The sequence below is a fragment of the Thioclava sp. PTB-PU3-1 genome (assembly GCF_055666785.1).
In genome coordinates this window covers 735,285-760,518 of the sequence record NZ_JBVNVL010000001.1, presented here as the reverse complement: position 1 = coordinate 760,518, position 25,234 = coordinate 735,285, and the positions used below count along the sequence as shown (strand labels likewise).

The window sequence follows — 25,234 nt, the reverse complement described above, 5'->3', positions numbered from 1 at the left end:
GCGCCCCAAGATTGGATCAGTCCTGGCTTTCGATCAAGCGAGCGTGCTGTCGATGCCCTTGCAGGCGGCCACGAGGCCTTTGACTGCGTCGACCGACTTGTCGAACATCGCCTGCTCGTCCTTGTTGAGCTTGATGTCGATGACCTTCTCGATGCCTTTGGCGCCGATCACGGTCGGCACGCCGACATAGAGGCCGTCGAGGCCGAGCGCACCTTTGACGTAAGCCGCGCAGGGCAGAACGCGCTTCTGGTCTTTCAGGTAGGCTTCCGCCATCTCGATCGCCGAGGTGGCCGGAGCGTAGAAGGCCGAACCGGTCTTCAGCAGGCCCACGATCTCTGCGCCACCGTCACGGGTGCGCTGGATGATCGCGTCGAGCTTTTCCTGCGTGGTCCAGCCCATCTGCACGAGGTCGGGCAGCGGGATACCACCAACGGTCGAGTAGCGCGCGAGCGGCACCATGGTGTCGCCGTGGCCGCCGAGCACGAAGGCGTTCACGTCGCGCATCGAGACGCCGAATTCCAGCGACAGGAAGTGACGGAAGCGTGCCGAGTCCAGAACGCCAGCCATGCCGACGACTTTCTCGGCCGGCAGGCCGGAGAATTGCTGCAGCGCCCAGACCATCGCGTCGAGCGGGTTGGTGATGCAGATCACGAACGCGTCCGGTGCGTGGGCTGCGATGCCTTCGCCGACCGATTTCATGACCTTGAGGTTGATGCCCAGCAGATCGTCGCGGCTCATGCCCGGCTTGCGCGGAACGCCAGCCGTCACGATGCAGACATCCGCGCCCGCGATACCGGCGTAATCGTTGGTCCCCTTGAAGGAGCCGTCGAAGCCCTCGGACGGGCCCGATTCCGCGATGTCGAGCGCTTTGCCCTGCGGCGTACCTTCGGCGATATCGAACAGAACGACGTCACCGAGTTCCTTGATGGCGGCGAGATGGGCGAGCGTACCGCCGATCTGGCCGGCGCCGATAAGGGCGATCTTGGGTCTGGCCATTTGGTCCTCCGGGTGGATGGATTGGAAAATAGATCGCAGGTGGAGTAGCCCTTTGGCTCGCAAAGGGCAAGGGCGCTGCGCTGCGGCGACACTGTTTGTATGCACTCGTATGCCGAAACTGGTTCCGCGCACTGACGCGCGGTTCCGTTTCGTCACGCGCCGTGTCAGCAAGGGGGCAAGACGGGGCAGAGCGATTCTGTGACCCGCAGGGAAGGGAGCATCCGAATGGAGTTGAGCCTGCTCGGTTGGGCGCTGGCGCTGCTCGCCGCGGTGATGGTGGGGCTGTCGAAAGGCGGTATCCCGATGGCGGCCTCGATCTCGGTCCCGGTCCTGACGATCGTGATGGACCCAGTCGCGGCGGCGGGCCTGTTGCTACCCGTCTATATCGTCGCGGACATGTTCGGCCTCTGGGCCTATCGCAAGCATTTCGACAAGCGGGTGCTCGCGATCATGATCCCGGCCACGACGATCGGGATCGGCGTTGGCTGGGCCACAGCCGAGGTCGTGTCAGAACGCTGGGTGACGCTGATGATCGGGGTGATCGGCGCGCTTTTCGCGTTGAACGCGCTGTTCCGGCATCGGCATGGCGCGCGGCAGGAGGCGAAAGTCGCACCGGGTCTGTTCTGGGGCACCATCGCGGGCTTCACCAGCTTCGTCAGCCATTCGGGCGCGCCGCCCTTTCAGGCCTACACAATCCCGCTGAACCTGCCGAAACAGGTCTTTGCGGGCACGGCGACGGTTCTCTTTACCTATGTGAACCTTGCGAAACTCGGCCCCTTCATCGCGTTGGGCGAGGTGAACTGGGACAGCCTCGGCACCGCGTTGATCCTAGCGGTTCCTGCCTCGGCCTCGGTATTCCTTGGTGTCTGGCTTGTGAAGCGCATGCCCACGGAGATCTTCTTCAAGGTGGTGATCTGGGCACTTCTGCTGATCTCGCTGAAGCTGATCCAGCAAGCGATCACCGGGTGAGGGCGGCGCCTAGAGCGCCGCGTCCTTTTCCTTGAGCGTCCCGTCGAGCTCCTCGAACGCCTCGCCCGAGGCGATCAGGCAACTCACGCCATCCGCCGGTGTGACGATGATCGTCCAGTTGCCGGCCTCGGCTGCGAAGATCTCAAGCACGGAGTTGTTCGCGGAGAGCGCCACCATGCGGCGGCTCTCGTGATATTTCGCTTCGAGATTGGCCACGATCTCATCTCGTTTGCCGCAGGCGCGCGACGGATCAGACGGGTCCCGCGTCTCTCCGTAAGAAGCCTGTGCGAAGCCGATCGCTGCGGCCAGGCCGAGCGTTAGCACATAAGTTTTGTTCAGCATTTTGATCCCTCTGAGAGCATCATCAAAGAGTGACCGGTCAGCTGTCAAGAAAGCTTTACGTCGGGGCGCAGGAACGCTGGACGCTGTGATTTTTCTGCGTTGCGGCAAATCGGGGCTTGCCGATTCTGTCTCATTCGTGCGATTTGGCGAAAGAAAATTGCGAGATGGAGAATCAAATGGCCTGCCCGACCCGTTCCGTGCTCTACATTCCCGGCTCGAAAGAGCGTGCGCTGGAGAAGGCCACCGGGCTTGCCTGCGACGCGATCATCTTCGATCTCGAAGACGCCGTGGCGATCGACGAGAAGGCCAACGCGCGCGCGCTACTCGCAAAGACGCTGACCGAGGTCGATTACGGTCCGCGCATGAAGATCGTGCGGATCAACGGTCTCGACACCGAATGGGGGCGCGAGGATGTGCTGGCCTTCGCCGACGCGATCCGCAACGGCGCCAAGGTCGATGCGATCCTGATCCCAAAGGTTTCGACCCCCGCCGATCTCGTGGAGGTGGCCGATCTGATTCAGGGCGTGCCGCTCTGGGCGATGATGGAGACCGCGCTGGGGATGCTCAACGCGGGCGATATCGCGGCATATCCGCGGCTCGAAGGCATGGTGATGGGCACCAACGATCTCGCGAAGGAGCTCGGGAGCCGTTTCCGCGCCGATCGTCTGCCGATGCTGCCGGGGCTGGGCCTGTGCCTGCTGGCCGCGAAAGCGCATGGAAAGATCATCGTCGACGGCGTCTATAATGCCTTCAAGGATGACGAAGGTCTTAAGGCCGAATGCGAACAGGGCCGCGACATGGGCTTTGATGGCAAGACCCTGATCCACCCGGCGCAACTCGAGGTCTGCAATGCGGCCTTCGCGCCCTCCGAGGCCGAGATCGACCTCGCCCGACGTCAGATCGCTGCCTTCGAGGAAGCCGAGAAAGCGGGGCAGGGTGTCGCGGTCGTGGATGGAAAGATCGTCGAAAATCTGCATATCGTCACGGCGCGGCAAGTCCTCGCCAAGGCGGAGGCGATTGCCGCGCTTGGCAGCTAAGAGGCAATCGCAATGGCACTACTCATCCTCGGCGTCCTGATCTGGTCGCTCGCACATCTGGCAAAACGGATCTTTCCGGGCTTCCGGCGCGCGCTCAAAGGGGCCGAGCGTCCGATGGTCGCCGCGCTCCTCCTGATCAGCCTCGTTCTGATGTTCGTCGGCTGGCGCGCCGCCGATCCGGTCTTCTACCTCTGGACGCCGAACGCGGCGCTCAAGGGCATCAACAACCTGCTGATGATCTTCGCGGTCTATCTGTTCGCGGTCTCGGGCATGAAGCTCTGGCTCAGCGGCAAGATTCGTCACCCGCAGCTGACCGGCGTGAAGACTTGGGCCTTCGCGCACCTTCTGGTCAATCCGACCCTGCCGGGGATCATCCTGTTCGGCGGTCTGCTCGCCTGGGCGGTGGTCGAGGTCATCCTGATCAACAAGAAGTCGAAGCCCGCAAAGGTCACCCCCGAGGTGAAGATGGGCAAGGAGATCGGCGGGATCGTCGGGACGCTGGTCCTCTACGGCCTGATCGCCTCGATCCACATCTGGTTCGGCCACAACCCGTTCGGAGCCTGATATGCAGATCTACCGCCTTCTGACCGAGGAAGACACCTCGGCCTTCTGTCACAAGGTCAGCCTCGCGCTGTCCAAGGGCTGGGTGCTCTATGGCGATCCGCAATATGCCTACGATCAGGCGAATGGCGTGATGCGCTGTGCCCAGGCCGTGACCAAAGAGATCGAGGGTGAGTATCACCCCGACATGAAGCTGGGAGAGCAATGATGGGCAAGACCAATCCGGGCCGTTTCTTCGAGGATTACAAGCTGGGCGACGTGATCCGTCACGCCGTCCCGCGCACCGTGGCGGAAGGGGAGCGCGCGCTCTATCACGCGCTCTACCCGGCGCGCCACGCGCTCTATTCCTCGGACGAATTCGCGGCGGCCTGCGGATTGGAGGGCTCGCCCCTCGACGATCTGATCGCCTTCCACGTGGTGTTCGGCAAGACCGTGCCGGATGTCTCGCTCAATGCGGTGGCCAATCTCGGCTATGCGGAAGGGCGCTGGCTGAAGCCGGTTTATCCGGGCGACACGCTGCGCTCGGAATCCGAGGTGATCGGGGTCAAGCAGAACTCCAACGGCAAGTCCGGCGTGGTCTATGTCCGCACCCGCGGGCTGAACCAGGTGGGCGAGACCGTGCTGGAATATGTCCGCTGGGTGATGGTGCGCAAAGGTAATCTGGATGCGCCTGCGCCCGAGACCGTGCTGCCCGATCTGGCATCGGTCGTGGCGCCTGCGGATCTGATGATCCCGGAGGGGCTGAGCTTCGAGGGCTACGATTTCGATCTGGCAGGCGAGCCGCATCGCTGGGGCGATTACGAGATTGGCGAGAAGATCGACCATGTGGACGGCGTCACCATCGAGGAAGCCGAGCACATGATCGCCACGCGCCTGTGGCAGAACACCGCCAAGGTGCATTTCGACGCGACATTCCGCGAGGACGGCCAGCGCCTGATCTATGGCGGTCATGTGATCTCGATGGCCCGCGCGCTGTCCTTCAACGGTCTTGCGAATGCGCAGATGATCGTGGCGCTCAATGGCGGGGCGCATGCCAATCCCTGCTTCTCGGGCGATACGGTGAAGGCATGGTCGGAAGTGCTCGACAAGGCCGAGACCGGCGCGCCCGGTGTGGGCGCGATCCGTCTGCGTCTGATCGCCGTGAAGCAGGGCGCGCCCGAGTTCGCCTATAAGGGAGAAGACGGCAAATACCTGCCCGAGGTCCTGCTCGATCTCGACTACTGGGCGTTGATGCCGATCTGATCCCGGCTCGAGAGACTCACTCGCGGGGGCAGGGCGCCCGCGAGCGTTAACATGTGATCACGCACAGAATTTATGTGATCACAAAGCGAATTTTTCGCCGCTCTTTATGCGTAAATGACAGGTTTTCAAGCTTGCCCCCCGTGACTTGGGAGAAATTTACGCTACTAAAAGAGCCAATTCCGGCCAGCTCCGCGCCAGCGCGTGCCTCCGATAGAGGCCGACGAGAGCGCCGAGCCCAGCGAAAAGGGACCGATCATGGCTGAAGCGAAACAGGTTGAGCGTCCGCTTTCCCCGCACCTTCAAATTTACCGCCCGCAGATGACGTCTTTCTCGTCGATCATGACGCGGATCACCGGCAACGGCATCATCGTCGGCGTGCTGCTGCTCGTCTGGTGGCTTCTCGCCGCCGCGACCAGCCCCGACTACTTCAACTTCGTGAACGCGATCGCGACCTCGTGGTTCGGCGATCTCGTCTTCACCCTGTCGCTGCTGGGCGTCTGGTATCACTACCTCGCCGGCATCCGGCACCTCATCTTCGATGCGGGTAAATACATGGACATCAAATCCGCCGAGATGCTCGGCTGGATCTGCTCCATCGGTTCGGTCGTGCTGACCGTGCTGACCCTCATCATCATCCAATTCTGACGGAGGCCCTCATGCGTTACCTCACCGACCGCAAGCGCGCCGTGGGCAAGGGCGCCTCGGGCACCGGCCCCGAGCATCACTGGTGGATGTCGGCCTCGGCCGTCGCTCTCGCCTTCATGATCCCGACCTGGCTCTATATCGTCGGCACTACGCTCGGCGCCGATCAGCAGACCGTGATCACGACCTTCTCGAAGCCCTTCCCGGCCATCCTGACCGCGCTGGTCGTGATCGTCGGCATGCGCCACTTCGCGAAGGGCACCGAGATCTGGATCGAGGACTACATCCACGGCACCGCCGCAAAGGCGACCAAGATCGCGATGCATTCGCTGGCTTACGTGATCATGGCGACCGCACTCTATGCACTCGGCAAGATGGTCTTCATCGGCCTTCTGCTGGGCAACTGAACGGGACGAGATAATGGCTGCTTACGAATACGAAACGCATAATTACGACGTGGTCGTGGTCGGCGCCGGTGGCTCGGGGCTGCGCGCCACGCTCGGCATGGCCGAACAGGGCCTGCGCACCGCCTGCGTGACCAAGGTCTTCCCGACCCGCTCGCACACGGTCGCCGCACAGGGCGGCATCGCCGCGTCCTTGGGCAACATGGGCCCGGACAGCTGGCAGTGGCACATGTACGACACGATCAAGGGCTCGGACTGGCTCGGCGATAACGACGCGATGGAATATCTCGCGCGTCACGCCCCCAAGGCCGTCTATGAGCTCGAGCATTACGGCGTGCCGTTCTCGCGCACGGAAGAGGGCAAGATCTACCAGCGTCCCTTCGGCGGCCACACCACCGAATACGGTGAAGGCCCGCCCGTGCAGCGTACCTGTGCCGCCGCGGACCGCACCGGTCACGCGATCCTGCACACGCTCTACGGTCAGTCGCTGAAGAACAACGCCGAGTTCTACATCGAGTATTTCGCAATCGACCTGATCATGTCCGATGACGGGCAGTGTCAGGGCGTCGTCTGCTGGAAGCTCGACGACGGCACGATGCACGTCTTCAATGCGAAGATGGTTGTGCTGGCGACCGGCGGTTACGGCCGAGCCTACTTCTCGGCCACCTCGGCCCATACCTGCACCGGCGACGGTGGCGGCATGGTCGCGCGGGCCGGTCTCGCGCTGCAGGACATGGAATTCGTGCAGTTCCACCCGACCGGCATCTATGGCTCGGGCTGCCTGATCACCGAGGGCGCACGCGGCGAGGGTGGTTACCTGACCAACTCCGAAGGCGAGCGCTTCATGGAGCGTTACGCGCCGACCTATAAGGATCTGGCGTCGCGCGACGTGGTGTCTCGCTGCATGACGATGGAGATCCGCGAAGGCCGCGGCGTGGGCGAGCACAAGGACCACATCTTCCTCAACCTCAGCCACCTTCCGCCGGAAGCCCTGGCCGAGCGTCTGCCGGGTATCTCGGAATCGGCGAAGATCTTCGCCGGCGTCGACGTCACCAAAGAGCCGATCCCGGTTCTGCCGACCGTGCACTACAACATGGGTGGCATTCCGACGAACTACCACGGCGAGGTCATCAACCCGAAAGAGGGCGATCCCGATGCTATCGTGCCCGGCCTGATGGCCGTGGGCGAGGCGGGCTCGGCGTCCGTGCACGGTGCGAACCGTCTGGGCTCCAACTCGCTGATCGACCTCGTGGTCTTCGGCCGCGCCGCCGCGATCCGCGCTGGCAAGGTCGTCGACGCGGATGCGTCCAACCCGGTCATCCCGAAAGCCAAGATCGACGCGATCTTCGAGCGCTTCGACAAGGTGCGCTACGCCGATGGCGGCACGCCGACTGCTCAACTGCGCGACGAGATGCAGCGCACGATGCAGGCGGATGCGGCGGTGTTCCGCACCGACAAGACGCTGGCCGAGGGTGTCGAGAAGATGAAGGCGGTCGCCGCCAAGCTCGACGATCTCAAGGTCACCGACCGCTCGCTGATCTGGAACTCGGACCTGATGGAAACGCTGGAACTCGAGAACCTGATGCCGAACGCGCTGGCGACCATCGTCGGGGCAGAGGCGCGCAAGGAAAGCCGCGGGGCGCACGCCCACGAGGACTATCCCGATCGCGACGACACCGAATGGCGCAAGCACTCGATCATGCATGTGGAAGGCGCGAACGTCGATCTGACCTTCCGCCCGGTCCACATGGACCCGCTGACCCCCGAGGATCAGGGCGGGATCGAGATCAAGAAGATCGCGCCGAAGAAGCGGGTCTACTGATGCGTCACGCACCGGCATATGGGCTTCTCGCGGCAGGGCTTGGCCTTGCCGCCTGCGGCCCTATTCCGGTCGAGCAGGCCGAGCGCCAGTGCTACGCCCAGTTCGCGCCCAAACCGCCCATCTCGGGCGAGGCGGGCATGGGGGTGACCAATGACGGCTTCCGCTCGAACCTGAAGGTCGAGCTCAATGTCGGGGCCTATGTGCAGGGCGATCCCTCTGCGGCCTACGACTCCTGCGTTTTCAGAAAATCCGGCCGAATGCCCACGCGGCCGCTCTATTCGTACTGACGGAAAGGGGACCAACCATGGTTCAGTTCACGCTTCCGAAGAATTCCAAGATCCGCGTCGGCAAGACCTGGCCGAAGCCGGATGGCAAGAATATCCGCAAGTTCCAGATCTATCGCTGGGACCCGGATACCGGGGAGAACCCGCGTCTCGACACTTATTTCATCGACATGGATAAGTGCGGGCCGATGGTTCTCGACGCGCTCTTGAAGATCAAGAACGAGATCGACCCGACGCTGACCTTCCGCCGCTCCTGCCGCGAAGGCATCTGTGGCTCCTGCGCGATGAACATCGACGGGATCAACACGCTGGCCTGTATCTACGGCCTCGACGAGGTCAAGGGCGACGTGAAGATCTACCCGCTGCCGCACATGCCGGTGGTGAAAGACCTGATCCCCGACCTGACCATGTTCTACGCCCAGCACGCGTCGATCATGCCGTGGCTCGAGACCAAGACGAACCGTCCCGAAAAGGAATGGCGTCAGTCGATCGAAGACCGCAAAAAGCTCGACGGTCTGTATGAGTGCGTCATGTGCGCCTCGTGCTCGACCTCCTGCCCGAGCTACTGGTGGAACGGCGACAAATATCTCGGCCCGGCAGCGCTGCTGCACGCCTATCGCTGGATCATTGACAGCCGCGACGAAGCGACGGCAGAGCGTCTCGATCAGCTCGAAGACCCCTTCAAGCTCTATCGTTGCCACACGATCATGAACTGCACCAAGACCTGCCCGAAAGGTCTGAACCCGGCGAAAGCGGTTGCCGAGATCAAGCGGATGCAGGTCAACCGGGTCGTCTGATCCGATGCATATTTTGGGGTGAGTCTATGGTTCACCCTCAACGATTTGTGGAAGGGGCGGCGCGAGCCGCCCTTTTTGCTGCGTTGCGGCAAATGCATATCGCACATGCAGCATTTTGGGTTTGAATCCGCGGAAAAATCCCTAAATCGGGTGTCAGGGAGGAACTCGAAACGTGACTGGAGAGAGTTCCATGGTCGACATCGTCAAATTCCCCAAAGGGGCGCAACCGATCCAGGTGGCCGAAGAGCATCTGGCTTACTACACCCCTGAGAAGTCCACGCCCGTATTCATCCCGACCGCGAAGACCGAAAATACCGACGGTCTCGAAGCGGTCGAGCTGATGTACGAGTATTACACCGCGGCTTGAGCGGTGACCTCCCGAATAGTTCTGTCGTGACTACCCCGGCTTCGGTCGGGGTTTTTCTTTGCGCCTTTCGCTCTTGGTCGGGGCAGGGCAGAGTGGCGGCGACAAGGAGGGAGCCCCCATGCATCCGACGCCCGAGCACGCCGCGCCCGAAGACGCCCAAGCCCGCCGCGATATCGCGCCGGTGATCTGCTATCCGAACGATGCGCTGCCCGCACCGGACCTGTCCGCCTATCGCGCCGCGCGTGAGGGCTGGGAGAAGATCGCCGATCTGCGCGTGCCCCCGCGCGAGGCGCTGGCTTTCGACGTGCCCGGCGGCCATTTCTTCCGCATTACTTCGGTCGAGGGGCCGCAGGTGGGCGATCTGAACCTGTTCTCGGCGGATCTGTCGGAGCGGTTCTATTCCGGCAAGACCCGCGCGCTGCATGGCACGCATCTGAGCCGCGGCGACCGGATGTGGTCGGGCTTTCCGACGATGCGCCCGCTGGCGTCGATCACCGAGGATACGCTCGACTGGTATGGCATCGACGCCTTCGGCGGCGCGGTCCATGACGTGATCGGCACGCGCTGCGATCCCTACACGCATTGCCTGCTGTCCGATGGCGGGCAGTATCACCATTGCTGCCATTCGAACCTGACCCGTGCGCTGGCCGAGGCCCGCGCTCTGCCGCTGCGCGAGGCGGAGGCGCTGGTGCATGACGTGCTCAACGTCTTCATGTGCACCGGCTTCACCCGCGACACCGGGCAGTATTTCATGAAGGCGAGCCCGGTGCGCCCCGGCGATTATCTCGAATTCTTCGCGGAGACCGACCTACTGGGCGTGCTCTCGGCCTGTCCGGGCGGGGATTGCTCGTCCGAGCACAGCTCGGACATGGCCGCCTGCTACCCGCTGGGCGTCGAAATCTACCGCCCGAAATCAGCGCCCGAAGGCTGGGCGCCGCCTGCGCCCAACGCCTACGACCGCAGCCACGGGCTTTAACGGCTCGAGGTCAGCGAGACGAAGACTTCCTCCAGCCCCGGCTGTTCGCTCGCGATGTCGCGAATCTCGACATCAGCGGCGCGCAGCGCATCGAGGATATCTTCCGCCGAGGTCTGCTCGCGCGAATAGGAAAACGCCATCTGGCCGCCCGCGCGGGTCTCCATGGTGACGCCTTCGGGCAGGCGAATCTCTTGGCTAACCTCATTGCGCGGCTCGACCACCAGCGCCTTGCGGTCCATCCGCTTGAGAAGGTTCGGTGTGGTGTCGCGCACGATCAGCTCGCCATTGTTGATGATCGCGATCTCGTCGCACATCTCCTCGGCTTCCTCGAGGTAGTGGGTGGTCAAGATGATCGTCATGCCCTGCTCGTTGAGCTTGCGGACATTGCGCCACAGCATCGCGCGCAGCTCGATATCGACGCCTGCGGTCGGTTCGTCCAGCACGAGGATCTGCGGCCGATGCACCAGCGCCTTGGCCAGCAATAGCCGCCGCTTCATCCCGCCCGAGAGGTTGCGCGCATAGGCCTCGGCCTTGTCCGACAGCCCCACCAGTTCGAGAATCTCGTCGGTCCAGCGCTCGGATTTCGGCACGCCGTAGAGGCCCGCCTGCATCTCCAGCGCCGCGCGCGGCGTGAAGAACGGGTCCATGTTCAGTTCCTGCGGCATCACCCCGATCGCGGCGCGCGACTGGCGCGGGTTCACGTCCTGATCGAAGCCCCAGATCACGACGCGCCCGTCGGTTTTCTTCACCAGACCCGCAAGAATATTGATCAGCGTCGACTTTCCGGCCCCGTTCGGCCCCAGCAGTCCGAAGATCGAGCCTTCCGGGATCGACAGGTCGAGCCCCTTCAGCGCTTCCTTCGGTTCCTGCTTCTTGCCGCCTGCATAGGTCTTGCGCAGCCCGGTAACTTCGATTGCCTGCTGTTCCAACTTGCCCCGCCTTTCGCGATTGCTAGAATGAAGCCCAAATTCAGGGCGCGGTTTTCGTGCCTTATATAGACGGAGCATCCATGACTGCCACCCATTCGCCTAATGCCCCCGAGGCACCCGAGACCGAGGTCGTCACCACCTGGAAGGTCGCCTGCGATGGCGGCGAGGGGGCGTTGGGTCATCCGCGCGTCTGGCTGTCGATCCCGCGTGACACCGGTTTCGTCGAATGCGGCTATTGCGACAAGAAATATGTGATCGACCGCGATCACGCGCATGACGATCACTGAACCACTTTTGCCAGCCGAGCGTGCGGCGCGGGTGAAGGCCAGCGCGGCGCGTCTCGATTTCGAGGATCCGTCGCTGTTTCGCGACGCCTTCGCGCGGCTCTTCGCGGTCCATCCCGAGCTTGATCAGGTGTTGCCCAACAGCGAAGGCGGGCAGCAGCTGAAATATGCCGCGATGATGGAGGTGATCCTGTCCACGCTCGATCCGCCCGAGGAACAGGAGCTGGAACTGCCCGGCCTCGGCCAGATGCATGTGCTGTTCGGAGCCGAGCCGGACTATTACACGTGGCTGTCAGAGGCGGTGATCGCAGGCCTCGCGGCCAAGCTGGGCGATCACTGGACGCCCGAACTGGCCGCCGACTGGGCCGAGTTGTTCAGCAAGGTCTCGGCGCAGATGATGGCCGGGGCCGCGGCGCTGGAAGATCAACTCTAGGCACCGGTCTGCCTGCCGAGCCTCACTTATCCTTCTTCGCCGCCGCCTTCATCCGTTCGAGCAGCGCAGCCTTCGGGTCTTTCTTCCCGTACGGCGTCTTGTCACTGCCATAGGCGTTGTGCTCGGCATGTTTGGGCGTGTTCTTCGGCGGCCTTGCGCCACCCATTTTGGAATAATCCATCGGTTCGATCCTTTGCGGTTGCCGTTTGAGATGGGGGATTTCAGGGGGGCTGGCAAGAGGGAGCTTCGCATATCCTTGGGCACGGGCGACCAGCCCGGGCCGCGCCCGACCCTCCCCCCGGGAGGGCGCATTGGCGATGGCGCGCGGGCCCGGCGGTCTTTCGGGCTTGCGAGATAAACTGCCCAAACCAGACGACAGCGAAGCGCCCACCCAAGGCTCGGGCGCGACCCTTGTCGCGAAACACGATCGCCACCCCTGCGCCGCGACGCGCGGCGCGTTCGCCGCTGAAGGCTTCCACTGGAATCCTTCCGAGACGCGGCTTACCCCCCGATCCTCTTCCCCTCCGCACCCCCCTGTGGCACAACCGGGGCCAACGCGCGAAGGAGGGCTCTCGCAATGGCATTCGGCAAAGGCTGTCACCTGCATCTTATCGACGGTTCGGCCTTCATTTTCCGCGCCTATCACGCGCTGCCGCCGCTGACGCGCAAGTCCGACGGGCTGCCGATCGGGGCGGTCGCGGGCTTTTGCAACATGCTGTGGAAATACATCGAAGACGCCAAGGGCTCGGACGCGCCGACCCATGCGGCGGTGATCTTCGACAAGGGCAGCCACACCTTCCGCAACGACCTCTACGATCAATACAAGGCCAATCGCGACGAGATGCCCGAGGAGCTGCGCCCGCAGATCCCGCTTACCCGCGACGCGACCAAGGCGTTCAACATCGCCTGCGAGGAACTGGCCGGCTACGAGGCCGACGACATCATCGCGACGCTGGCGCGGCAGGGCCGCGAAGCGGGCGGGCGTGTGACGATCATTTCCTCGGACAAGGACCTGATGCAGCTCGTCGGCGGCGGCGTCGAGATGTTCGACGCGATGAAGAACCGCGCCATCGGCGTCGAGGAGGTCGAGGCCAAGTTCGGCGTCGGCCCCGAGCGCGTGATCGACGTGCAGGCGCTGGCCGGCGACTCGGTCGACAACATCCCCGGCGCGCCCGGCATCGGCGTGAAAACGGCAGCGCTCCTGATCAACGAATATGGCGATCTGGACACGCTGCTGGAGCGCGCCTCCGAGATCAAGCAACCCAAGCGCCGCGAGACGCTGATCGAGAAGGCCGACCAGATTCGCCTCTCGAAACAGCTCGTGACGCTCGACGATCAGACGCCCATCGAGTTCACGCTCGACGATCTGGAAATCCGCGAGCCGGATGTCGACACGCTGATGGGCTTCCTCAACGAGATGGAATTCCGCACGCTGACCCGCCGCGTGGCGGAGAAATTCGGCGCCGAGCCGCCGGCCGCGCCGGAAGTCTCTGACGTGCCCGCCAGCCATGACAACGCTACGCCCGAGGTCGAGCAGCCGCCCTTCGATCCTGACAGCTATGTCTGCATCCGCGATGCCGAGACGCTGACGCAATGGCTCGATGAGGCCCGCGCGAAGGGCTGGGTTGCGGTCGATACCGAGACCACCTCGCTCAACGAGATGCAGGCCGAACTGGTCGGTGTGTCGCTTGCCATCGAGGCGGGGAAGGCGGCTTATCTGCCGCTCGGGCATAGCAAAGGCGAAGGCGATCTCTTCGGCGGAGCCGAGCGCGCCGAGGGTCAGATGGACCTCAAAGAGGCGCTCGCGCTGCTCAAGCCGGTGCTCGAGGATCCGGCGATCCTCAAGATCGGCCAGAACATGAAGTACGACTTCAAGATCTTCGCCCGCCACGGCATCCGCGTTGCGCCCATCGACGACACGATGCTGATGTCCTACGCGATGTTCTCGGGGCTGCATGGCCATGGGATGGATGCGCTCTCGGATCGCTACCTCAATCACCAGCCGATCCCGATCAAGGAGTTGATCGGCTCTGGCAAGAGCCAGATCACCTTCGACAAGGTCGAGATCGACAAGGCCACCCGCTACGCCGCCGAGGATGCCGATATCACGCTGCGCCTCTGGCAGCAGTTCAAGCCGCGCCTCCATCGCGAACAGGTCACTACCGTCTACGAGACGCTGGAGCGCCCGATGGTCCCGGTGCTCGCCGATATGGAAATGGCCGGCGTGAAGGTCGACGCCTCGGTGCTCTCGCGCATGTCCAATGCCTTCGCACAAAAGATGGCGCAGCTCGAAGACGAGATCGCCGAGATCGCGGGCCAGCCCTTCAATGTCGGCTCGCCGAAACAGCTGGGCGAGATCCTGTTCGACACGATGGGCGTCGAGGGCGGCAAGAAGGGCAAGACCGGAGCCTATGGCACCGGGGCGGACGTGCTCGAAGACGTGACGACGATGGAAGACACCAACCCGCAGGCTGCGAAGCTGGCGGCACGGGTGCTCGACTGGCGGCAAATCTCGAAACTGAAATCGACCTATACGGATGCGCTGCAAACGCATGTGAACCCGGATACGGGCCGCGTTCACACCTCCTATTCCATCGCGGGCGCGAATACCGGGCGTCTCGCCTCGACCGATCCGAACCTGCAGAACATCCCCGTGCGCTCCGAGGAAGGCCGCCGCATCCGTGAGGCGTTTGTCGCGCGCGACGGCTGCAAGATCGTCTCGCTCGACTATTCCCAGATCGAGCTGCGCATCCTTGCCCATGTCGCCGACCTTCCCGAGATGCGCGAGGCCTTCAAGGAGGGCTTGGATATTCACGCCGCCACCGCGTCCGAGATGTTCGACGTGCCGCTGGATCAGATGACGCCCGAAATCCGCCGTCAGGCGAAAGCGATCAATTTCGGGGTGATCTACGGGATTTCCGGCTTCGGTCTCGCGCGCAACCTGCGCATCCCACGCGCCGAGGCGCAGGGCTTCATCGACCGCTATTTCGAGCGCTTCCCCGGTATCCGCAAATACATGGACGACACCGTGGCCTTCGCGAAGGAGCACAAATTCGTCCAGACCCTGTTCGGGCGCAAGATCCACACGCCCGATATCGGGGCGAAAGGGCCGTCGGCGGGCTTCGCCAAGCGCGCGGCGATCAACGCGCCGATCCAAGGCGCGGCCGCCGATATCATCCGCCGTGCGATGGTGCGGATGCCCGAGGCGATCGAGGGGATTCCCGCGCGGATGCTGCTACAGGTGCATGATGAATTGATCTTCGAAGTCGAGGAGGCTGCGATCGACGATCTGATCAAGACCGCCCGGGCCACGATGGAAGGCGCGGCGGAGCCTGTGATGAAACTCACGGTGCCGCTCGTCGTCGATGCGGGGCAGGGCGATAGCTGGGCTGCCGCTCACTGAGCCGCGGGCTGACGCACCAACAGATTGGTCACGCGCCGTGCAAACGGCGCGACGATCAGCACTGACGGGTAGGAGAGCATCCAACTGGACACCCAGCTTGCCACCCACAGCGCCGTAAAGTCTTCCACCATCCCCGTCGCGCGGTAGGTCGCGATGCCCGAGACCAGAAACGACATGATCCCCGACAGGATCAGGCTGAAAATGAAATGCGCGTAGCGGGCGGGGATCATCGGGTCTCCTCCTTGGGCCGGAAAGTCAGTCGCTCGCATTTTGGTGATTGGACGTGAGCACGCAACGCACAAACCTGTGTGTTCATTCGCGCAGAGACACCGTCCCGCATTGACCCTGCCGTCCGGCAATGTTGAGACTGCGCATGCCTCCGGCGGGGATATTTGCGCCAAGCCGAATTGCACGCTTGGTCTTCGGCTTGGTCCAAATATCCCCCGCGGAGCGTCCCAACCGCGCCTCAGGCGCCGAGAACCGAGAAGAGCGCCCATGCCCCACGATCATCACCACCACCACAATCTGGACGATGCCAGTGACAACCGTGTGCTCTGGGCGGTGGTCGTCAATGTCGTGCTTACCTTTGCGCAGGTCTTCGGCGGGGCGATCGCGGGCTCGATGGCGCTGATCGCGGACGGGGTGCATAACTTCTCCGACGCCGCCGCGCTGGTGCTGGCCTTCGGGGCGCGCAAACTGGCCAAGCGCGGGGCGGATGCGGCGATGAGCTTCGGCTGGTCGCGCGCCGAGGTCATCGCGGCTTTCGTCAATTACATCGCGCTGATCCTGATTTCGGTCTGGCTGGTCGTCGAGGCCGTGGGGCGCATGATCCATCCGCCGCAGGTCGATGGCTGGATCGTGGTCTGGCTGGCGACGCTGGCGCTGATCATCGATCTGGCGACGGCGGCGCTGACCTATGCGCTTTCCAAGCACAGCCTGAACATCCGCGCGGCCTTTCTGCATAACCTCGCCGATGCCGGGGCCTCGGTCGCGGTGATCGTCGGCGGTATCGTGATCCTGCTTTACGATTGGCGGCTGGTCGATCCGATCCTGACCATTGGCATCTCGGTCTTCATCCTGTGGCATGTCGCGACCGATCTGAAACCGGTGCTGCGCATCCTGATGCTGGGCGCGCCGCCCGAAAAGGATTGTACGGAGGTGCGGGGCGCGCTGGGCGATGTCGAGGGCGTCGAGAGCGTCCACCACGTCCACCTGTGGCAGATCGACGAGAAGCGTGTCTCCGTCGAGGCGCATCTGGTGCTGGACGAGGGACGGGATTACGCCACGGTCATCGCGCGGGCGAAGGATATGCTGGCGCATCAGTTCGGCATCCACCACGCGACGCTGGAGCCGGAAAGCGCGAGCCTGGGCTGTGCCGATCACGCGGACCATGACGACCACGAAGATCATGGGCACGCAGATCACGGGCACTCAGATCATGCCCACGCGGGCCACCCGGCGCATTGAGCTAGCGCGGAAGCCAGCCCAGCGTTTCGCGCGTCTCCGCCTGCGGGGTGTATTCCGCTGACGCGTAGCCGTCGTAGCCATCGGCATCGAGCGTCGCGAAGAAACCTTCCAGATCGATCTTGCCCGAACCGGGGCCGCCGCGCCCCGGGGCATCGGCAAATTGCACATGGGCCGCACGGTGACCATGCTTCGCCCAAGCTCCCGCCACATCGCCGGTCAACATCTGCGCGTGATAGGCGTCGAATTGCAGATGCAGGTTCGGGGCGGCGACCGCATCGAGGATATCCGCCGCGAGATCGAAACCGTTCAGGAAATAGCCCGGCATGTCGATCGGGTTGATCGGCTCGATCGTCAGGCGCCGTTTCGGTGCGCGCGCCGCCGCCCATTTCAGGTTTTCGATATAGGTCGCACGGGCCTCCGCGCCCTCGGCCTTGCCCGCCATGATATGGATGACACGCGGTTTCAGGATGTCGGCGAAGCGCATCGCGCGGTCGAAATCGCGGCGGAAGCGGTCTTCCAGCCCCGGCACGGCGGCGAAGCCTCGATCGCCGCCCGTATAATTCGGCGGCGGCACGTTCATCAGCGCGAAGCTCAGGTCGTGACGGATCAGCTCGTGGCGCATCTCCTGCGCGGAGGCGTCGTAGGGAGACAGCACCTCGACCGCATCGAACCCGGCTTGTTTCGCCGCATTGAACCGTTCCATGAAGGGCAGTTCGGTGAACAGGAAGGTCAGGTTCGCGGCGAATTTCGGCACGTTACAGCTCCGCGGCACGCAGGATCGGGAAGAAGCTGCCCGCCGAGATCACGCCGGTCCAGTCCTCGCCCTCATGCTCGCGCGTCACGGCGAGATCAACGAGCCGGTAGAAGCTCTTGCGGTCGATCAAAGCCTCCAGCCCGCGCCGGACGTGCAGATAGGGGCGGGGCTCGCCATCCGCGCTATGCTCCACGCGGATCGCGTGCTCCGCATCGGCCAGAACCACGTCGCCCACATTGGTCGTGAAGCGAATCGACTGGTCGTCGCCTTCGTCCTCGGTTGTGAAATCGACGGCGATGAAAGGCGCGTCCTCGACCCGGATGCCGACCTTCTCGACCGGGGTGACGAGGTAGTATTTCCCGTCCTCCAGTTTCAGAATCGATGAAAACAGTCGCACCAGCGCCTCGCGCCCGATCGGCGTGCCAAGATAGAACCAAGTCCCGTCCCGGCGGATCTCCATATCGAGATCGCCACAGAAGGGCGGATCCCACAAATGCACGGGCGGCGGGCCCTTTTTGCTGGCTTTCTTGGCGGCATCGGCAAGCCCGTCTGCCGTCGGGGAAGGGGTCGAAACTGTCTGTTTGTGATCCGTCATGTAAATTTGGCCGTTGGTCGGAGCGTGGATATCTGCTTTGCTGGGAAAGATAGGCATCAACGGGGAGAATGTCATGGCCGAGCCCGAAAAGCTGATGGAAGATATCGAACGACTTGGCGGCAAGCTCGCACAGGCGCGCGCGTCGATCGACCGGCGTTTCATCGGGCAGGACCAGGTGGTGGAGCTGGTTCTGGCCGCGATGCTCTCCGGGGGGCATGCGCTTCTGGTGGGTCTGCCGGGCCTCGGCAAGACACTTCTGGTCGAGACGCTGTCGACCGTGATGGGGCTGGGATCGAACCGCATCCAGTTCACGCCCGACCTGATGCCTGCCGATATTCTGGGCTCCGAAGTTCTGGAAACCGCGCCCGATGGCAGCCGCGCGTTCCGCTTCCTCGAAGGTCCGGTCTTCTGCCAGCTGCTGATGGCCGATGAGATCAACCGCGCCTCGCCCCGGACCCAATCGGCGCTCTTGCAGGCGATGCAGGAGCGTGAGGTCACCATCGCGGGCGAGCATCGTCCGCTTGGCCCGCCCTTCCACGTTCTCGCTACGCAAAACCCGATCGAGCAGGAGGGCACCTATCCGCTGCCCGAAGCCCAGCTCGACCGTTTCCTCGTGCAGGTCGACGTCGATTACCCGGACCGCGAGACCGAGCGCTCGATCCTGCTCGCGACCACCGGGGTCGCCGCCGAGGGCGCGCATACCGTCTTCACCCCGGCCGAGCTGATCGAGGCGCAGGGGATCGTGCGGCAGATGCCGGTGGGCGAGAAGGTCGTCGATGCGATCCTCGATCTGGTGCGGCTCTGCCGTCCGCGCGAGGCCGAGGCGCCCGAGTTCATCCGCGATGCGCTGGCCTGGGGGCCGGGGCCGCGCGCCGCGCAGGCGCTGATGCTGACCGTGCGGGCACGTGCCCTGATCAATGGCCGCCTCGCGCCGACGCTGGACGACGTGCAGGCGATGGCCCGCCCGGTGCTGATCCACCGCATGGCGCTGAGCTTCGCGGCCCGCGCCCGAGGCGAGACGCTGGGCGATCTGATCGACCGCGCTGTGGCAGAGGTCACCGGGCCGCGCGCCGCCGGTGCTGCCGCTTGAGCGTAACCTCCGATACCGCAGCGCCGGGGCAATCCCCCGCGCTGAGCCTGCGCCGCGAGGCGGAAGGGGCGGCCTCTGCGCTGCCCCCGCTGCTGGTCGCGGCGGAGCATCTGGCGGCGACCGTCCAGATGGGCGCGCATGGCCGCAGGCGCGCGGGATCGGGCGAGGAATTCTGGCAATACCGTCCCGCCCATGCGGGCGACGAGTTGCGCTTCGTCGATTGGCGGCGCTCGGCGCGCTCGGATAGCCAATATGTTCGCCAGCGGGAATGGCAGCTGGCGCAATCGGTCCATCTCTGGGTCGATGACGCGGCCTCGATGCGCTTCACCGGGGCCGAGAGCGGGCGAAAGGCGCGCGTCACCAAATCAGAGCGCGCCCGGGTGTTGGGCCTCGCGCTTGCGGTGCTGATGGTGCGCGGCGGCGAACGCGTCGGGCTGACCGGCCCGCTCGCGCCGCCACGTCCGGGCCGCGCGCAGCTGATGGAGCTTGCAGGCCTTCTGTCGCGCGAGACGGGCGTGCAGGATTATGGCGCACCCGAAATCGCAGGCGTCACGCCGCAGTCGCGGGTTGTGCTGCTGTCGGATTTCTTCGGCGATCTCGGCCCGATCGAGGCGGCGCTGGGGCGTCTGGCCGATCGTGGTGTGTCGGGCGTGATGATGCAGGTGCTCGACCCCGACGAAGAGGCTTTCCCCTATGATGGGCGCACGATCTTCCAGTCGATGGCGGGCGGGCTGATCCATGAGACCCGCAAGGCGGGCGATCTGCGCGCGCGCTATCTCGACCGGCTGGCCGCGCGGCGCGATCAGCTCGCCCGGCTCGCGCGCAGCGCGGGCTGGCAATTCTCGACCCATCACACGGGCGATCCGGCGCAGGCTGCGCTGCTGTGGCTTTATTCCGCGCTCGAGAGGGGGCGCTGATGTGGATGCTCGGCCCCATCGGTTTCACCGCGCCCTGGCTTCTGCTGGGGCTGGCCTCGTTGCCGATCATCTGGCTGATCCTGCGCGCGGTGCCGCCCGCGCCGATCCGCAGGCGTTTTCCGGGCGTCGCGCTGCTCTTGGGTCTCAAGGACGAGGAAGTGCAGGCCGCGCGCACGCCGTGGTGGCTGCTGGCGCTGCGTCTGCTCGCGCTGGCTGCGGCGATCATCGGTTTTGCCGGACCGGTCCTGAACCCGCAGCGGGCCGTTCCCGGCACCGGACCGCTCCTGATCGTGGCCGACGGTAGCTGGGCCTCCGCGCGCGACTGGCCGCGCCGGGTGGAGCGGATGACGTCGGCGCTGAAGGATGCGCAACAGGCGGGACGTCCCGCAGCAGTGATCTCGCTGACCGATCCGCCGCCCGCACAGGTGAGTTTCACGGATGCGGGCGCGCTGATCCAGTCGCTGCCCGGCATCCAGCCGCAGCCCTGGGCCCCGCAGAGCTTCGATGCCGCAAACTTGCCCGAGGGGAATTTCGAGACGCTCTGGCTGTCGGACGGCTTGGCCCGCGACAGCCGCGCGGGCGTTCTGAATGCGCTGGAGGCGCGCGGTCCGGTCAAGGTCTGGCAACCGCAACTGCCGGTCTTGGCGCTAGGGGCGGCGCGGATCGAGGACGGCGCGCTCGTCGTGCCTGCGCTCGCCTCAACCATCCCGCCCAGCCCGCGCGATGTCGCGGCCGTGGGGCGCGACCCGGCGGGGATCGAGCGCGAACTGGCCAGCCAGCCGCTGCAGTTCACCGACAGCCGCGAGACCGAGCTGCGCTTCGATCTGCCGCCCGAGCTGCGCAACCGCATCACCCGGATCGAGATCACGGGCATGCGCTCGGCAGGCGCCGTCAGCCTGACCGATGACGCGGTGAAGCGCCGCAAGGTCGCGATCCTGTCGGGTGCGCGCGACCGCGAGGGGCTCGAGCTGCTCTCGCCCACCCATTACCTGCATCAGGCGCTCGCCCCCACGGCGGACCTGATAGAGGGCACGCTGGCCGATGTGCTGACCGCCGATCCGGACGTGATCATCCTCGCCGATATGGCCGATCTGCCCGAGCAGTCGAAGTTGCAGGAGTGGGTCGAGAAGGGCGGGCTGCTGATCCGTTTCGCGGGGCCCCGCATGGCCAATGCCGATCTCGATGCCGATACGCTTTTGCCGGTGCAGCTGCGCGCGGGCGGCCGCTCGCTGGGCGGCACGATGAGCTGGGGCGATCCGCGCGCGCTGGCGCCCTTCCCGGAGAACTCGCCCTTCGCCGGGCTGCAAGTGCCCGACGATGTGACCGTGAAGGCGCAGGTCATGGCCGAGCCGACGCCGGACCTCTCCGAGCACACGATCGCCGCGCTGACCGATGGCACGCCGCTCGTGACCCGCGCCAAGATGGGGCAGGGGGCGGTCGTGCTGTTCCATGTCACCGCGAATGCCGAATGGTCGACGCTGCCGCTGTCGCTTCTGTTCCCGCAGATGCTGGAGCGGCTCGCGGTCTCGGCCCGGCCCGCCGCGCCGGAAGAGGCTGATCTCGCAGGCCAGACCTGGGTGCCGCAGAAGCTGCTCGACGGGTTCGGGCGGCTGCAGGACGCAGGCGCTGCCGCCGGCGTTCCGGGCGAGGAGCTGGCCAAGGCCGAGCCGGGGCCGAAGCTGCGCCCGGGCATCTACACTGCCGAGGATCGCTCGGTCGCGCTGAACGCCCTTCCACGCGGCGCGACGCTGTCCCCGGCCAGCTGGCCTGCCAATGTCCCCGTAGAAGGGGCCTTCGAGCAACGCGAAATGCCGCTGAAAGGCTGGCTTCTGGGCGCGGCGCTGGCGGCACTGCTGATCGATATCCTCGCGACGCTGGCGCTCTCGGGCAAGCTTTTGGGGCCGCGCGCGATGAAGGCCGCCGCCTTCGGGGCCGCCCTGATCCTCGCGAGCTTCGCGCCCCCGCAAGCCCATGCCGAGGATATGGATCCGGCGCGCGCGATCGAGGCTGCGTCCAATGTGGTTCTGGCCGCGATGCCCACCGGCGATGCCGAGGTGGACCGGGTGTCCATGGCGGGGCTGAAGGGGCTGTCGCAGGTTCTCAATCGCCGCACCACGGTCGAGCCTTCCGCGCCGATGATGGTCGATCTCAAGAACGACGATCTGGCCGTCTTCACCTTCATCTACTGGCCGATCACCGCCGATCAGCCTGCGCCGAGCCCGATGGAATATGCCAAGCTGAACCGCTACCTGCGCGGCGGCGGCATGATCCTGTTCGACACCCGCGACGCCGATATCGCGGGCTTCGGCGAGGCGACCCCGGCGGGCAAACGCCTGCAGGCGCTGGCAGCCCCCTTGGACATCCCGCCGCTCGCGCCGATCCCGGACGATCATGTGCTGACCCGCACCTTTTACCTACTGCAGGATTTCCCCGGCCGCTATGATGGCACGATCTGGGTCGAGGCCCCGCCCGCCGATGCCGAACGCGCCGAGGGGATGCCGTTTCGCAACCTCAATGACGGGGTGACGCCGGTGGTGATCGGCGGCAATGACTGGGCCTCGGCCTGGGCTGTCGACGATCGCGGGATGCCGATGTTCCCGGTGGGCCGTGGCCGCACCGGCGAGCGTCAGCGCGAAATCGCGGATCGCTTCGGGGTGAACCTGATCATGCATGTGCTGACCGGCAACTATAAATCCGATCAGGTCCATGTGCCTGCGCTTCTCGAAAGGCTGGGGCAATGAACGGGATGTCGATCATCTTCGCGCCGCTTCTGCCGTGGCCTGTGATCGCGGGGGCAGGCGTGGTGGCTGTCGTGCTGCTGGCGCTGGCGCTGTGGCGCGGGCTGAAGGGCTGGGCGCTGCGGGCCTTGGCCGCGCTGGTGCTGCTGGCCGCCATCGCGCAGCCCTCCTTGCAGCGCGAGCAGACCGCGCCGCTGTCGAATATCGTGCTGCTGATCGACGATCGGTCCTCCTCGCAGAAGCTCTCGGATCGTGTCGCGCAGACCGATACCGCCCTGACGCGTCTGCAAGTACAGCTCGACGCGATGCCCAATGTCGAGACGCGCCGGATCACCGTTCCGGACGGAGCCGACAATGCGGGCACCGAACTGGGCTCGACCTTGGCCGAGGCGCTCGCCGCAGAGCCGCGCGCGCGGGTTGCGGGCGCGCTGATGGTCACCGACGGGCAGGCCCATGATGCGCAGCTCGCCCCCGATCTGCCCGCGCCGCTGCAGGTGCTGCTGACCGGCAAGCGCAGCGACTGGGATCGGCGTATCCTGATCGAGACCGCGCCGTCCTTCGGCATCATCGGCGAGGAGACCGATATCCGTCTCAAGGTCGAGGATATGGGCAACGTGCCCGTAAGCGCGGGCGGCACCGCCGATCTGACCATCTCGATCGACGGCAAGGATCCGAAAAGCTACACGGTGCGCACCGACCGCGATCTGGAACTGCCGCTGACGCTGACCCATGGGGGGCAGAACGTGGTGCAGTTCACGCTGTCGCCGACCGAGGGCGAGCTGACCGACCGCAACAACGTCGCCACCGTCCAGATCAATGGCGTGCGCGACCGGCTGCGGGTGCTGCTGGTCTCCGGCCAGCCCCATGCGGGCGAGCGGACATGGCGCAACTTGCTGAAATCGGACGCTGGCGTGGACCTCGTGCATTTCACCATCCTGCGCCCGCCCGAGAAACAGGACGGTGTGCCGGTGACGGAGCTGTCGCTCATCGCCTTCCCGACGCAGGAGCTGTTCGTCGACAAGATCGACGAGTTCGACCTGATCATTTTCGACCGCTACGGCGCGCGGGGCATTCTGCCGTCCGCGTATTTCGACAATATCAAGGATTACGTCGAGCGCGGGGGCGCGATCCTCGTAGCCGCCGGTCCGGAATTCGCGACCGTCGAAAGCCTCTATCAGACCAGCCTCGGCGATATCATGCCCGCGCGTCCGACGGGCCGGGTGATGTCGGAAAGCTTCCTGCCGCGCCCGACCGATCTGGGTCTGCGCCATCCGGTGACCGCCGGACTGGAAGGGGCGCCCGCGCCCGAGGGCGAGGATACGGCCGCCGAAAAAGACGGCCCGCATTGGGGCCACTGGTTGCGCCAGATCGAGCTGACGAACCCCACCGGCGAGGTCGTGATGTCCGGCGCCGAGGGTAAGCCGCTTCTGGTGCTGTCGCGCGAAGGCGAGGGGCGCGTGGCGCTGCTGGCCTCGGATCAGGCGTGGCTCTGGGATCGCGGCTATGACGGCGGCGGGCCGCAGCTCGAATTGCTGCGCCGGATCGCGCATTGGGAGATGAAAGAGCCGGAGCTGGAGGAAGAGGCGCTCTATGCCGAGATCGATCCCGGCGCGCTCTCGATGCGGATCATCCGCCGCACGATGGAAGACACCGCGCCGCCGGTGACCGTGACGCTACCCGATGGCTCGACGCAAGAGGTGCCGCTGACCGAGACAGCACCCGGCCGCTTCACCGCGCGTTGGACCGCGCCCGAGGCGGGGCTCTACCGCCTCAAGGACGGCGATCTGGAGCGGGTCGTGGCGATGGGGCCTGCAAGCCCGCGCGAGTTCGAGCAGACGATCGCCAGCGGCGATCCCCTCTCCGCCGTGGTCGAGGCGTCGAATGGCGGCGTGACGCGGCTTGAGGACGGGGTGCCCTCCATCCGCGAAGTGCGCGCGGGTCGCCCGACATCGGGGCGCGGCTGGATCGGCATCACGCCGCGTGGTGCCACGGCCACCACCGATATCCGGGTGCAGCCGCTGCTGCCTGCCTGGGCCTGGCTGATCCTGGCGGCCCTGCTGACCGTGGGCGCGTGGCTAATCGAAGGGCGCAACCGGCGCGGCAGTGGCGGCGATAAGGGCGGGCCGACCGCAGCGTGATCCCTGCGGGGATTGCCCGGACACCGCTTCGCGTGTAGCAGGTGTTA

The 25,234-nt window shown here is 65.0% G+C and carries 27 protein-coding genes; 20 read left to right on the top strand and 7 right to left on the bottom strand.

Going from position 1 to position 25,234, the window contains the following annotated elements:
- Positions 1-33 precede the first annotated feature (33 nt).
- Positions 34-996: a malate dehydrogenase gene (mdh, locus tag ACZ7GB_RS03490; protein ID WP_078539780.1), complete on the bottom strand. Its 963-nt coding sequence runs from the start codon at positions 994-996 to the stop codon at positions 34-36.
- Between the two features lie 225 nt (positions 997-1,221).
- On the opposite strand from mdh, the gene ACZ7GB_RS03485 reads away from it, so the two are divergent.
- The gene (locus ACZ7GB_RS03485) at positions 1,222-1,965 is read left to right on the top strand and encodes a sulfite exporter TauE/SafE family protein (RefSeq protein ID WP_472157658.1); all 744 of its coding nucleotides are present in this window, start codon (positions 1,222-1,224) and stop codon (positions 1,963-1,965) included.
- A 9-nt stretch (positions 1,966-1,974) separates the two neighbouring features.
- On the opposite strand, the gene ACZ7GB_RS03480 is transcribed toward ACZ7GB_RS03485, so the two are convergent.
- On the bottom strand, positions 1,975-2,307 hold the full coding sequence (locus ACZ7GB_RS03480) for a hypothetical protein (RefSeq protein WP_216644087.1): 333 nt from the start codon (positions 2,305-2,307) through the stop codon (positions 1,975-1,977).
- A 176-nt stretch (positions 2,308-2,483) separates the two neighbouring features.
- On the opposite strand from ACZ7GB_RS03480, the gene ACZ7GB_RS03475 reads away from it, so the two are divergent.
- From ACZ7GB_RS03475 to ACZ7GB_RS03425, 11 genes are all read left to right on the top strand, one after another.
- Positions 2,484-3,344: an HpcH/HpaI aldolase/citrate lyase family protein gene (locus ACZ7GB_RS03475; RefSeq protein WP_472157657.1), complete on the top strand. Its 861-nt coding sequence runs from the start codon at positions 2,484-2,486 to the stop codon at positions 3,342-3,344.
- A gap of 12 nt (positions 3,345-3,356) precedes the next feature.
- Positions 3,357-3,908, top strand: a complete 552-nt coding sequence (locus ACZ7GB_RS03470; RefSeq protein ID WP_078546135.1) for an NnrU family protein — start codon at positions 3,357-3,359, stop codon at positions 3,906-3,908.
- Between the two features lies 1 nt (position 3,909).
- Entirely contained in the window at positions 3,910-4,113 is a 204-nt protein-coding gene (locus tag ACZ7GB_RS03465; protein WP_078546137.1) for a DUF1737 domain-containing protein, read from the top strand.
- The gene (locus tag ACZ7GB_RS03460) at positions 4,113-5,147 is read left to right on the top strand and encodes a MaoC family dehydratase (protein WP_472157656.1); all 1,035 of its coding nucleotides are present in this window, start codon (positions 4,113-4,115) and stop codon (positions 5,145-5,147) included. The genes ACZ7GB_RS03465 and ACZ7GB_RS03460 overlap by 1 nt, the downstream gene beginning before the upstream one ends.
- Positions 5,148-5,402: 255 nt before the next feature.
- On the top strand, positions 5,403-5,792 hold the full coding sequence (gene sdhC, locus ACZ7GB_RS03455; protein ID WP_472157655.1) for a succinate dehydrogenase, cytochrome b556 subunit: 390 nt from the start codon (positions 5,403-5,405) through the stop codon (positions 5,790-5,792).
- An 11-nt stretch (positions 5,793-5,803) separates the two neighbouring features.
- Positions 5,804-6,196 (top strand): succinate dehydrogenase, hydrophobic membrane anchor protein, encoded by a 393-nt coding sequence (locus ACZ7GB_RS03450; protein ID WP_075776184.1) that lies wholly within the window; start codon positions 5,804-5,806, stop codon positions 6,194-6,196.
- 13 nt (positions 6,197-6,209) lie between these two features.
- Positions 6,210-8,015, top strand: coding sequence for a succinate dehydrogenase flavoprotein subunit (gene sdhA / locus ACZ7GB_RS03445; RefSeq protein WP_472157654.1), 1,806 nt, complete (start codon positions 6,210-6,212; stop codon positions 8,013-8,015).
- Entirely contained in the window at positions 8,015-8,302 is a 288-nt protein-coding gene (locus ACZ7GB_RS03440) for a hypothetical protein (protein WP_078599504.1), read from the top strand. Before sdhA ends, ACZ7GB_RS03440 begins: the two co-directional genes overlap by 1 nt.
- 17 nt (positions 8,303-8,319) lie before the next feature.
- Positions 8,320-9,096: a succinate dehydrogenase iron-sulfur subunit gene (locus tag ACZ7GB_RS03435; protein WP_472157653.1), complete on the top strand. Its 777-nt coding sequence runs from the start codon at positions 8,320-8,322 to the stop codon at positions 9,094-9,096.
- A gap of 190 nt (positions 9,097-9,286) precedes the next feature.
- Positions 9,287-9,463 (top strand): hypothetical protein, encoded by a 177-nt coding sequence (locus tag ACZ7GB_RS03430; RefSeq protein ID WP_158522076.1) that lies wholly within the window; start codon positions 9,287-9,289, stop codon positions 9,461-9,463.
- A 118-nt stretch (positions 9,464-9,581) separates the two neighbouring features.
- The gene (locus ACZ7GB_RS03425; RefSeq protein ID WP_472157652.1) at positions 9,582-10,439 is read left to right on the top strand and encodes an urea carboxylase-associated family protein; all 858 of its coding nucleotides are present in this window, start codon (positions 9,582-9,584) and stop codon (positions 10,437-10,439) included.
- On the opposite strand, the gene ACZ7GB_RS03420 is transcribed toward ACZ7GB_RS03425, so the two are convergent.
- Positions 10,436-11,368, bottom strand: coding sequence for an ABC transporter ATP-binding protein (locus ACZ7GB_RS03420; RefSeq protein WP_472157651.1), 933 nt, complete (start codon positions 11,366-11,368; stop codon positions 10,436-10,438). The two genes, ACZ7GB_RS03425 and ACZ7GB_RS03420, sit on opposite strands and share 4 nt — an antisense overlap.
- Positions 11,369-11,448: 80 nt before the next feature.
- Here ACZ7GB_RS03420 and ACZ7GB_RS03415 point away from each other — a divergent pair, with 80 nt between their 5' ends.
- Complete coding sequence (locus tag ACZ7GB_RS03415) at positions 11,449-11,655, top strand: zinc-finger domain-containing protein (RefSeq protein ID WP_078519710.1); 207 nt, start codon at positions 11,449-11,451, stop codon at positions 11,653-11,655.
- Positions 11,642-12,085, top strand: a complete 444-nt coding sequence (locus tag ACZ7GB_RS03410; protein WP_472157650.1) for a globin domain-containing protein — start codon at positions 11,642-11,644, stop codon at positions 12,083-12,085. The genes ACZ7GB_RS03415 and ACZ7GB_RS03410 overlap by 14 nt, the downstream gene beginning before the upstream one ends.
- A 22-nt stretch (positions 12,086-12,107) precedes the next feature.
- Here ACZ7GB_RS03410 and ACZ7GB_RS03405 read toward each other — a convergent pair whose 3' ends face one another.
- A complete protein-coding gene (locus ACZ7GB_RS03405; RefSeq protein WP_165757027.1) occupies positions 12,108-12,266 on the bottom strand; it encodes a hypothetical protein in 159 nt (52 codons plus the stop codon).
- 396 nt (positions 12,267-12,662) lie between these two features.
- Here ACZ7GB_RS03405 and polA point away from each other — a divergent pair, with 396 nt between their 5' ends.
- Positions 12,663-15,488, top strand: coding sequence for a DNA polymerase I (gene polA / locus ACZ7GB_RS03400; RefSeq protein ID WP_472157649.1), 2,826 nt, complete (start codon positions 12,663-12,665; stop codon positions 15,486-15,488).
- Here polA and ACZ7GB_RS03395 read toward each other — a convergent pair.
- A complete protein-coding gene (locus tag ACZ7GB_RS03395; protein ID WP_078519707.1) occupies positions 15,482-15,718 on the bottom strand; it encodes a DUF2798 domain-containing protein in 237 nt (78 codons plus the stop codon). The two genes, polA and ACZ7GB_RS03395, sit on opposite strands and share 7 nt — an antisense overlap.
- A 265-nt stretch (positions 15,719-15,983) precedes the next feature.
- On the opposite strand from ACZ7GB_RS03395, the gene ACZ7GB_RS03390 reads away from it, so the two are divergent.
- A complete protein-coding gene (locus ACZ7GB_RS03390; protein ID WP_078599499.1) occupies positions 15,984-16,955 on the top strand; it encodes a cation diffusion facilitator family transporter in 972 nt (323 codons plus the stop codon).
- Position 16,956: 1 nt separating this feature from the next.
- Here ACZ7GB_RS03390 and ACZ7GB_RS03385 read toward each other — a convergent pair whose 3' ends face one another.
- Both ACZ7GB_RS03385 and ACZ7GB_RS03380 read right to left on the bottom strand, forming a co-directional pair.
- Positions 16,957-17,709: a hydroxypyruvate isomerase family protein gene (locus ACZ7GB_RS03385; protein ID WP_472157648.1), complete on the bottom strand. Its 753-nt coding sequence runs from the start codon at positions 17,707-17,709 to the stop codon at positions 16,957-16,959.
- A 1-nt stretch (position 17,710) separates the two neighbouring features.
- Positions 17,711-18,304, bottom strand: coding sequence for a DUF1285 domain-containing protein (locus ACZ7GB_RS03380; protein WP_472157647.1), 594 nt, complete (start codon positions 18,302-18,304; stop codon positions 17,711-17,713).
- 73 nt (positions 18,305-18,377) lie between these two features.
- On the opposite strand from ACZ7GB_RS03380, the gene ACZ7GB_RS03375 reads away from it, so the two are divergent.
- The 4 genes from ACZ7GB_RS03375 to ACZ7GB_RS03360 are packed head-to-tail and all read left to right on the top strand — an operon-like array spanning position 18,378 to position 25,187.
- Positions 18,378-19,394 carry an AAA family ATPase gene (locus tag ACZ7GB_RS03375; RefSeq protein ID WP_472157646.1) on the top strand — a complete coding sequence of 339 codons (1,017 nt, stop codon included), beginning with the start codon at positions 18,378-18,380 and terminating at the stop codon, positions 19,392-19,394.
- A complete protein-coding gene (locus ACZ7GB_RS03370; protein ID WP_472157645.1) occupies positions 19,391-20,311 on the top strand; it encodes a DUF58 domain-containing protein in 921 nt (306 codons plus the stop codon). The genes ACZ7GB_RS03375 and ACZ7GB_RS03370 overlap by 4 nt, the downstream gene beginning before the upstream one ends.
- Positions 20,311-23,052 (top strand): DUF4159 domain-containing protein, encoded by a 2,742-nt coding sequence (locus ACZ7GB_RS03365; protein WP_472157644.1) that lies wholly within the window; start codon positions 20,311-20,313, stop codon positions 23,050-23,052. The genes ACZ7GB_RS03370 and ACZ7GB_RS03365 overlap by 1 nt, the downstream gene beginning before the upstream one ends.
- Entirely contained in the window at positions 23,049-25,187 is a 2,139-nt protein-coding gene (locus ACZ7GB_RS03360; protein WP_472157643.1) for a hypothetical protein, read from the top strand. Before ACZ7GB_RS03365 ends, ACZ7GB_RS03360 begins: the two co-directional genes overlap by 4 nt.
- The last annotated feature ends 47 nt before the right edge of the window (positions 25,188-25,234 follow it).

Coding starts and splice junctions, on each gene's coding strand:
- ACZ7GB_RS03395 (WP_078519707.1), bottom strand. CDS start 15,718: ATGATCCCCGCCCGCTACGCGCATTTCATTTTCAGCCTGATCCTGTCG.
- ACZ7GB_RS03485 (WP_472157658.1), top strand. CDS start 1,222: ATGGAGTTGAGCCTGCTCGGTTGGGCGCTGGCGCTGCTCGCCGCGGTG.
- ACZ7GB_RS03440 (WP_078599504.1), top strand. CDS start 8,015: ATGCGTCACGCACCGGCATATGGGCTTCTCGCGGCAGGGCTTGGCCTT.
- ACZ7GB_RS03410 (WP_472157650.1), top strand. CDS start 11,642: ATGACGATCACTGAACCACTTTTGCCAGCCGAGCGTGCGGCGCGGGTG.
- ACZ7GB_RS03365 (WP_472157644.1), top strand. CDS start 20,311: ATGTGGATGCTCGGCCCCATCGGTTTCACCGCGCCCTGGCTTCTGCTG.
- ACZ7GB_RS03380 (WP_472157647.1), bottom strand. CDS start 18,304: ATGACGGATCACAAACAGACAGTTTCGACCCCTTCCCCGACGGCAGAC.
- ACZ7GB_RS03475 (WP_472157657.1), top strand. CDS start 2,484: ATGGCCTGCCCGACCCGTTCCGTGCTCTACATTCCCGGCTCGAAAGAG.
- ACZ7GB_RS03470 (WP_078546135.1), top strand. CDS start 3,357: ATGGCACTACTCATCCTCGGCGTCCTGATCTGGTCGCTCGCACATCTG.
- ACZ7GB_RS03405 (WP_165757027.1), bottom strand. CDS start 12,266: ATGGATTATTCCAAAATGGGTGGCGCAAGGCCGCCGAAGAACACGCCC.
- ACZ7GB_RS03375 (WP_472157646.1), top strand. CDS start 18,378: ATGGCCGAGCCCGAAAAGCTGATGGAAGATATCGAACGACTTGGCGGC.
- ACZ7GB_RS03480 (WP_216644087.1), bottom strand. CDS start 2,307: ATGCTGAACAAAACTTATGTGCTAACGCTCGGCCTGGCCGCAGCGATC.
- ACZ7GB_RS03435 (WP_472157653.1), top strand. CDS start 8,320: ATGGTTCAGTTCACGCTTCCGAAGAATTCCAAGATCCGCGTCGGCAAG.
- sdhA (WP_472157654.1), top strand. CDS start 6,210: ATGGCTGCTTACGAATACGAAACGCATAATTACGACGTGGTCGTGGTC.
- ACZ7GB_RS03425 (WP_472157652.1), top strand. CDS start 9,582: ATGCATCCGACGCCCGAGCACGCCGCGCCCGAAGACGCCCAAGCCCGC.
- ACZ7GB_RS03390 (WP_078599499.1), top strand. CDS start 15,984: ATGCCCCACGATCATCACCACCACCACAATCTGGACGATGCCAGTGAC.
- sdhC (WP_472157655.1), top strand. CDS start 5,403: ATGGCTGAAGCGAAACAGGTTGAGCGTCCGCTTTCCCCGCACCTTCAA.
- ACZ7GB_RS03360 (WP_472157643.1), top strand. CDS start 23,049: ATGAACGGGATGTCGATCATCTTCGCGCCGCTTCTGCCGTGGCCTGTG.
- ACZ7GB_RS03430 (WP_158522076.1), top strand. CDS start 9,287: ATGGTCGACATCGTCAAATTCCCCAAAGGGGCGCAACCGATCCAGGTG.
- mdh (WP_078539780.1), bottom strand. CDS start 996: ATGGCCAGACCCAAGATCGCCCTTATCGGCGCCGGCCAGATCGGCGGT.
- polA (WP_472157649.1), top strand. CDS start 12,663: ATGGCATTCGGCAAAGGCTGTCACCTGCATCTTATCGACGGTTCGGCC.
- ACZ7GB_RS03465 (WP_078546137.1), top strand. CDS start 3,910: ATGCAGATCTACCGCCTTCTGACCGAGGAAGACACCTCGGCCTTCTGT.
- ACZ7GB_RS03450 (WP_075776184.1), top strand. CDS start 5,804: ATGCGTTACCTCACCGACCGCAAGCGCGCCGTGGGCAAGGGCGCCTCG.
- ACZ7GB_RS03415 (WP_078519710.1), top strand. CDS start 11,449: ATGACTGCCACCCATTCGCCTAATGCCCCCGAGGCACCCGAGACCGAG.
- ACZ7GB_RS03460 (WP_472157656.1), top strand. CDS start 4,113: ATGGGCAAGACCAATCCGGGCCGTTTCTTCGAGGATTACAAGCTGGGC.